The 8,280-nt window shown below is 31.4% G+C and carries 5 protein-coding genes and 2 pseudogenes; all 7 read left to right on the top strand.

From position 1 onward, the window contains the following. Positions 1-475 (top strand): annotated as a pseudogene (locus G7Y42_RS14595) (hypothetical protein); the annotation flags it as partial. 581 nt (positions 476-1,056) lie between these two features. Further along, positions 1,057-3,978, top strand: coding sequence for a BspA family leucine-rich repeat surface protein (locus tag G7Y42_RS14585; RefSeq protein ID WP_165038319.1), 2,922 nt, complete (start codon positions 1,057-1,059; stop codon positions 3,976-3,978). Between the two features lie 24 nt (positions 3,979-4,002). After that, positions 4,003-4,863: a hypothetical protein gene (locus G7Y42_RS14580; protein WP_165038317.1), complete on the top strand. Its 861-nt coding sequence runs from the start codon at positions 4,003-4,005 to the stop codon at positions 4,861-4,863. A 166-nt stretch (positions 4,864-5,029) separates the two neighbouring features. Continuing rightward, positions 5,030-5,316, top strand: a pseudogene (locus G7Y42_RS14575) (type II toxin-antitoxin system PemK/MazF family toxin). Between the two features lie 640 nt (positions 5,317-5,956). Then, complete coding sequence (locus G7Y42_RS14570) at positions 5,957-6,586, top strand: GyrI-like domain-containing protein (protein ID WP_165007638.1); 630 nt, start codon at positions 5,957-5,959, stop codon at positions 6,584-6,586. A 93-nt stretch (positions 6,587-6,679) separates the two neighbouring features. Further along, positions 6,680-6,922 (top strand): hypothetical protein, encoded by a 243-nt coding sequence (locus G7Y42_RS14565; RefSeq protein WP_165038315.1) that lies wholly within the window; start codon positions 6,680-6,682, stop codon positions 6,920-6,922. Positions 6,923-6,942: 20 nt separating this feature from the next. Continuing rightward, on the top strand, positions 6,943-7,650 hold the full coding sequence (locus tag G7Y42_RS14560) for a DUF975 family protein (RefSeq protein ID WP_165007629.1): 708 nt from the start codon (positions 6,943-6,945) through the stop codon (positions 7,648-7,650). The last annotated feature ends 630 nt before the right edge of the window (positions 7,651-8,280 follow it).

The following is an 8,280-nucleotide window of genomic DNA, read 5'->3' as shown; positions in this document are numbered from 1 at the left end:
AAAAAGAATAGTTATATTGATTATTTTAATTCTTTTCTGTCTTTTAGGAGGAATTTTTGCTTGGTTCTTTATTTCATCTCCATCAGAAGATGTTTTAAAAGAAGACACGAATGCAGTAGGATATAATCCTAATTTAAAAAAACCAAAAGATTTTACTTCTCATCAGGTAGCACTACCAGGTTTTTCAGAAATACAGGTAAAAGAAGGGGACAAAATGGCACACGTGGCATTAGCAAATCCTTCATTTAATAAAGTGTATTTTAAATATATTGTCACATTTAATGAGACAGGAGAGATTCTGCTGGAAACCGATTTGATTGCTCCAGGTAAAGCAATCAAGGAAATGCCTTTACCTAAAAATTTATCTGTAGGAAAACATACAGTGACTATTGCAATCAAAACGTATGATATGAAGACAAAAGCTGCACTGAATGGTGGTTCCAACCAAACTCCTTTAATTGTTGAAAGTAAGTGATTGATAATAGAAGAAAGGAATAACTTATGCGGTTCAAATGTTTATCCATTTTACTGCTTAGTTGTGTCATATTCAATTTATTGACTATCCATGTTCAAGCTGAAGAGGCTGGCACAGGAAAGGTTCAAGTAGAATATCTTCCAAATCAAGTAGTAAAAGAGACCGGAGTCGTTGAATCTTTACCAGATTATTTTTTTTTGTGAACGTTCAAAAGAATAATTTTTATCCTCAAACAAATGAACAGGACAATAACTTGTTAGTTGCATTGGGGGTAGGATTAATTATCAGTGCTTTAGTTAGTTTAAGGAAGTATAGCATAGATGATTAAAATAAGTATAGATAACTCGGGGGAGTTAACTTTGATTCAAAAACAGCAAGAGATCGATTTTTTGTTTTCCAAAGCAAGATAGAAAAGCTCGAAAACGCTACTTCTTTTTACGGGATTTGAGTTTATTTTATGCAAAGCTTTTTGTGTTTTTTAAGCTTTATCAGTTCTAAAATTAACCAGTCCATCGAGCAAATTATGAATACTATATTTCAAGCGCTTTGCACATAGCTATGGGCAAGGGGAGGGAAAAGAAATGAGAAAAATTATTTCTTCATTATTAGTGTGGGTAATGATTGTACAAAATATAATGATTGGTGGCATGAGCGTATCCGCCTCAAGTACGCAAGAGACGGATATTCCAAACAGTGGAACTTCTGTGCTTAAACAAAAAGACAGTTCCATTTTAGCGAAAATAAATGAAGCTCCCACAGTGAATAGTCAAGGAGGAAGTACTCAAGAAAGTACTCTTCAAAGTGCAAAAGATAAGACTAATCAAAAAAATAGTCAATCTTCATCTAGTATTAGTGAAGGATCTATGCAGAAAACAAATGATTCTAAGAAATTGCCAGATAAATCTGTGAAGGTAAGCGCGCGGGGTTGGAACTACGAGACAATTGGAAACGCCCTTTTCTTACTGCAGTATGTAGGAGTTGATAAAAACGTGACGATCCCAACCTCGAAAGATCTAGGAGAAGACGACAAAGAGGTCATTATTAGTACAGAACTACTAAATACGATCGCATACGATGCTAGAAGTATAAGGACTTCTAATAATGGACATAGGATTTTCTTGAACGGCGAAGCTAAGTTAGTGTTTACTGGAAATACCTCTTTAAAACAAGTTGTTTTCACTAATTTGGATGCGTTGAATGTAACGAATATGGCCAGTATGTTTGAGGGCTGTAGCGGATTAACAAGTGTAGATCTAAGTAGTTTTAATACAGCAAATGTAACGAATATGGCCAGTATGTTTGATGGCTGTAGCAATTTAACAAGTGTAAATCTAAGTAGTTTTAATACAGCAAATGTAAGGTATATGAACCATATGTTTAATAACTGTAGCAATTTAACAAGTGTAAATCTAAGTAGTTTTAATACAGAAAATGTAACGGATATGAACCATATGTTTAGTAACTGTAGCAATTTAACAAGTGTAAATCTAAGTAGTTTTAATACAGCAAATGTAAGGTATATGAACCATATGTTTAGTAACTGTAGCAATTTAACAAGTGTAAATCTAAGTAGTTTTAATACAGCAAATGTAACGGATATGAACCATATGTTTAGTAACTGTAGCAATTTAACAAGTGTAAATCTAAGTAGTTTTAATACAGCAAATGTAACGGATATGAACCAAATGTTTTATACTTATGTGGACCCAATACCGTTACTAATAAAGACAACCGATGAAAAGCTAAAAAAATATGGGTATGAGTCTGATAATCGTAGAAAGTTTGGTATATTAAAAATAGATTCAAAATACGGAAATTTCAATGGACAAGCCACAAGAAGTCTATTTGATTACACAATCGATCAGGATCTAACTGAAACATTAATCAACCAGAAATTAGAGGAAGCTAAAAAAAGTATAACATTTGAAAAAGGGGTAACATTTCAGCGATGGAATCCTGAAGCAGCATACAAGACGTTATTAGCAAAAGCTAATGGAGCGTATGAAGTAGAAATTTTCTATCAAAGTAAGGATTGGCTATTTAGTAAAAATGGCAATATTATCACCTTGGAAGATTATGTAGGAAGTAGTCAAGATGTAGTCATTCCTACAGCAACAGATTTAGAATATAACGGACTGCAGGTGCAAATTAGTTCAGAGGTGTTAAAAGATGCCGCAGTCAATGCTCGAAGTCTCAAGACTTCTGAGAATGGGGATAAAATTGTGGTATCGAGTAGGTCTTTAGGTAATGTTTTTGATGGAAAGAAAACTCTAGAAGAAGTTTCTCTCAAGAATCTTGATACATCGAATGTAGAAGATATGACAATGATGTTTAGTGGTTGTGATCAAATGAAGAAATTAGATGTTAGTAATTTTAATGTGTCTAAGTCAACCCAAATGGGTGGAATGTTCCAGGGATGTAGTAGTTTAACGAGTTTAGACTTGAAAAATTGGGATGTGTCTAATGTAACAGATGTAAGTTACATGTTCAATTATTGTGTCCAAATAACAAGTTTAGATCTGAGTAATTGGAAGCTATCTAAAATAAAAACAATAAGGCAAATGTTTTACTCGAATAAAAAAACACCATTACTAATAAAGACAACAGATGAGAAGCTAAAAAACTATGATTATGCATTCGACAATCGTACAAAGTTTGGTACATTAAAAATTGATTCAAAAGCCGGAAATTTCAATGGACAAGCCACAAGAAGTCTATTTGATTACACAATCGATCAGGATCTAACTGAAACATTAATCAACCAGAAATTAGCCGAAGCTGAAAAAAGCATAACGTTTGAAAAGGGTGAAAAATTTATTCAGTGGAAGCCTGAAGCAACCTACAATACGTTATTAGCAAAAGCTAATGGAACGTATGAAGCAGAAGTTGATAAAACTTCAATAAGTTTAAAAAATACCTCAACAACAAAATATATCGGTGATATATATGAAGAAGCTGAATTAAGAGCGAATATTGCTAGTTTGACTGATATAGAAGGCGTAGATGTTTTAGCCCAAGATCGAGATAAAGTAACAATTACAGCAAAAAATCAATCGAATCAATCTGTCAAATTGAGTGATTTAACAAAAACAATAGGGAACTATGTAATCACATATAGTTATGGTAGTGAAAAAGTGGAGGAAAATTTAAGTGTAAAAGACTCTTATTACATGATAATTCCCAAAGGATATAGTTTTAATGATTCATTAACGAATCAAAAGTTAAATGGAACTATAAAGATGATGAGTATGAGTAATCCGGCAAAAGAATATTCGGGGGATCGAACCGTAAAAATGACAATTTCTTCTACTAAGAATTTTCTTTTTGATAATGGCGCAGAATATAAATTAACAAGTGAAGGGAAAGATTTAGCTAAGAAGGATAGTGTTGCTGAATTTCAATTAGGTAAGGGATATGCTTATTCCAAAGAGGTAAATGCTCAATTAATAAAGAAAGGAAATAAACAAATAGCTGTAGATAATCTTATTTTTTGTTGGAAATAACTGAAATGTTAGGAAGGATAAAAGTTGAAAAAAATTATTTTAATTAATACGATATTGCTAATGGGAATAGCAACATTAAGCCAAACTAATAGTATAATGGAAAATTTTGGAGGTGAAACAGTATATGCTGATACAACTGTGCTTGTTCCACGAGTATTTACAATATCAGATTCAGATTCTATATCATATATATCTTTTCGTGAAGGAAAGATAGCATTTTATGTAGAAAATGATCGCAATAAAAACCGACCTGGAGTAAATGTAACTATTAGAAAAGCTAATGGTAACATTGAGGGACCTTTTAATCCAAATACTCTTACTACCTTTCGTAATTATGTACCGCAAGGATCAGTATTAGAAGCTGGAGATAAGATAATTTTTAATTTTTTGGAAGATTTCCCTAAAGTTTGGGAAGGAAGTTTTACACATACAAAGGGAGTTGTTTTGCTTGAAGTTCAAAATGATGGGACTTTAGCAATGGGAACAGGAACAGGTACAGCACAAGTAACATACAACGTAAATACGATAACACCAGATGATCCAACAGCTAACCCAGATTTTACGGTATTGATTCCAACAGCGTATCAGTTGAGCGATCAACAAAAAGTTTCTTCTGGTGCACTTGCGTTAAAAGATGCCAAAGATTTGACAAAAAACTATGCAGGAGATAAAGCAGTCAAAGTAACGGTTGCTTCAGCGAAACACTTCCAATTTGACAACGGAGGAACCTATAAATTAGTCGATGGGAACAAAGCAGATATTCCAGCAGAGATTACATTAAACAAAACAAATGCTTCCTCTGTAGTAAATGCTTTATTGACAAAAGAAGGAACGAAAACAGCTTCTACAGATGTGTTGACTTTTAATTACACTGTAGCTCCTTAATAAAAAAGACGCCCAATAAGTTGCTAATTTGTTGGGCTTTTTTTTAAAGGAAGAGAACTGAGAGAAGGGGGGATTTAATATGGTTGAAATGATCATTATTGTATAGCCACCACTTTGTCCACTAGAATACGGCAATAAAAAATCTAGAAGTTGCTGAGCTGAACAAATGATACCTTTTACAGAAAAAGAGATTCAGAAGAGAAGATCAGGACTAGTTGTCTCACGTTATGAATTTAATCGTAAAACAATGTTTGCAGTCATTTGTCCAATTACTTCTACTATAAAAAAATTACCTACTCGATATACTCTGTCTGAAGATTGGGATACTAACAGACAAGTATTTATTTCACAATTGAAATCACTAGATTTCAAAGAAAGAAAACTAAAAAAATTGAGAGTTTACCCTTAAAAGATAGGGCCAAAATTAATCAAATTATTGAGTATATTTTTTGATTTGATTGAGATAACTAAAAAGTAAAAGAATATGATGCCATTTATTCTAATGATAGTAATGAGATTCAATAGCTGAATACATTGTTTGAAAGGATTTTGATATCTCTATTTCACGCGAATATATGCCAATTTCAAAACTTTATTTACTTTCTTGTAGATGATTAAAACCTAATTATGTATATATTCTAGAAATTTAAAATTCAAAAAGAAGAGTGGTCAAATTTTCTTAAATATATAATGTAATCATGATATTTCGATTTAACTTATAAAGTGAGTTAGGTGAAAATGATTGTTTGATGCATATCAAAAGGAGTTTTTTATCGCTAAAGCTATCTCATCCACGCGTAGAAACGCGAGTTTTTTTTGTTTCGTATGTTACGCGAACGAAACTGACTAAAGTCAATAATGAAAATGGAACTGAAGAATCAAGTCTGATTCTTCAGTTCCATAAATTATAGATCCATTGTAATTTATGGGTATAAAATGGTCATTTTTTAATTTTTGTATTGAAATATAATTTTTTTTTGAATTTTATGTAAAGAGTTAATATGGAATAAACAAAAATAAAAGTTTTATATTGTCTAAAAAAGTAATCTATAAATAAAGAAGTGGGGGAGCTATATTGAATCGTGATAAATATATTGAAAAAATTTTTAATTGGAAAAAAAGTGAATCAGGCTATTTTTTGAAGAAACAACCACATATTTTAGAGATACCTTCACAAAAATTTTTTTGTATTACAGGAATAGGGGATCCAAATAAAGAGGAGTTTCAAAGGAAAGTAGCTAGTTTGTATGCTTGGAGTTATGCTATTCGTATGGCACCGAAGAAAGGTTGGGATATTCCTAATTACTTTCCTTATGTAGTCTATCCCTTAGAAGGAGAATGGGGGATTCAAAAAAAATATTTAAAAGAAAAAAAGCCATTGAAAGAACATTATGCGTATCGAATTATGATCAAGCAACCTAAATTTGTTACAAAAGAAATTGCGAAAGAAGCTTTAATACGAATAAAGAAAAAAATACCTGAAGATTTAGTTGAAGCATTAACATTTATGACAATCGATGAAGGAACAGTCGCTCAGGTTCTTCACGTTGGTTCGTATGATGATGAGCCGAAAACTTTTCAATTACTAGAAAGTTTTGTCACTGAAAAGGGGTATAAACGTGTTACAAAAGAACACAAAGAAATTTATCTTAGTAATCCAGAACGAACAGTTCCTGAAAAGTTAAAAACAATCTTGCGAGTAAAAGTTGTGAAAGAATCCTAACCCGTAAATTTTTTATTAGTAGTTGAATTTTTTTGGTGAATAGATTGAGATAGACGTAATGGAGGAACGAACAAGGTGAACCATCGGCGATTGTTGAAAAAGAAGAAAGAAGGAGGAATTATTTTTTTCAGCTGTTTAAGTGGATGGCTGATGTGGTTAGATGAACACAAACGACAAGAATTTTCTGAAGCTAATCAAATTTTATTCCATAATCAAAAAATTTTTGAAAAAGATGGGAAAATTTATACTGACTTGAATCGTTTAATGAATGGAAAAATATTATTTGTGGATTACTTGAGAAAACGGAAAGTCAGCTTAGTTAATTATAAAAAGTAATAGAGAAGGAGAAAGAGGAAATGGTACAACGATCAGAACTGAAACAACAAGCTAAAGATAGTTTACGAGGGCGGTGGCGACAAGCTATATTATTAAATTTTCTTCCAACATTGATTGATATTATAGTTATTTTGTTTCTTGCAATACCGATAATTTTATTTATTACAAATCATGTTAATGATACAATTTTGACACAAAAGGCAACAAATTTTGGTAGTGGAGGAAGTTCCGGTGGAGGGATTATTTCCGGAATTGTCAATGCATTGTTTATGAGTGGGATTTCTTGGACCTATTTAGATGTTTTACGTGGATGCAAAACAAAAATTAAGCCTTTCAAAGATGCTTTCCGTGGATTTGAGGGAGTGTTTATTGGTGGTATAATTTTATTAGCATTGTTGACGACGATTTTTATTAGTTTATGGGGATTATTATTAATCATTCCAGGTATCGTTAAATTTTATTCTTATTCGCAAACTTACTTTATTTATTATGATAAAGTAACAAAAACTGGCAAAAAACTAAAAGTCTTAGATACAATCACTATGAGTCGAAGACTGATGGATGGTCATAAATGGCAATTATTTATGTTAGATTTGTCTTTTATTGGTTGGCATATTTTAGCAATAGTTACTTTAGGGATTGGTTATTTATGGTTAAATCCATATATAGCAGCAACCAAAGCCGCTTTTTATGAAGCGTTACCTAAAAATGGAATGATTGATTACTGAGAAAAATTTTGTTTCTTCTTTATAAAAAGTTATATATAAAACAAAAAAATTTAAAGAGGAATCTATTTTTTAGTATAAGATATGAATGTTGTTGCATGACTAGGTTTTATGAAATTCGATTACTCCAATTCTTTTGTGTATGTAACTGCATTTTACTATTTGTTTCTTATTACACTCAACTGTTGTTATGGAAAATGGACAGGAGCTTTTATCTTTTATAATCTCGGTACAATTTTTTTAGCTCTTTTTGATTATAAATGTGATTTAGAAATTGTATTATTATTGTTAAAATAAGAGTGTCAGTTGAAAATTATATTGATTTGACATTTTGAAAAGTTCGCGCATTAAAAGCATTTTTGTGTGCAAAAATAAAAAGTGATAATAAAAAATAGAAGGGAACCTTTTTTTAATCGGCTCTTTGTCAAATCGGACTGATAAAGAGCCAACTTTTTGGGGTCACTACATTAAGCCACTCCTTTTTGTCTCGTGAAGTACATTTACTTACGAAAAAATTTGTTTGAATAATTTATTGAACATTCGTTAAAACTAATTGATTATTTTGCATAGTATAAGTGTAGGTATAACCTGTTTTTCCAAGTTTTGTTTTTAAATTATCGTTATCACTTGTCC

Origin of the sequence: Enterococcus sp. ZJ1622, from assembly GCF_011038845.1 — a bacterium.
Classification (GTDB): Bacteria; Bacillota; Bacilli; order Lactobacillales; family Enterococcaceae; genus Enterococcus_B.
This window is presented reverse-complemented; position numbering and strand designations above follow the sequence as displayed.

What these genes read in the sequence shown, in the direction of transcription:
- G7Y42_RS14585 (WP_165038319.1), top strand. Translation starts at nt 1,057, where the DNA reads ATGAGAAAAATTATTTCTTCATTATTAGTGTGGGTAATGATTGTACAA.
- G7Y42_RS14560 (WP_165007629.1), top strand. Translation starts at nt 6,943, where the DNA reads ATGGTACAACGATCAGAACTGAAACAACAAGCTAAAGATAGTTTACGA.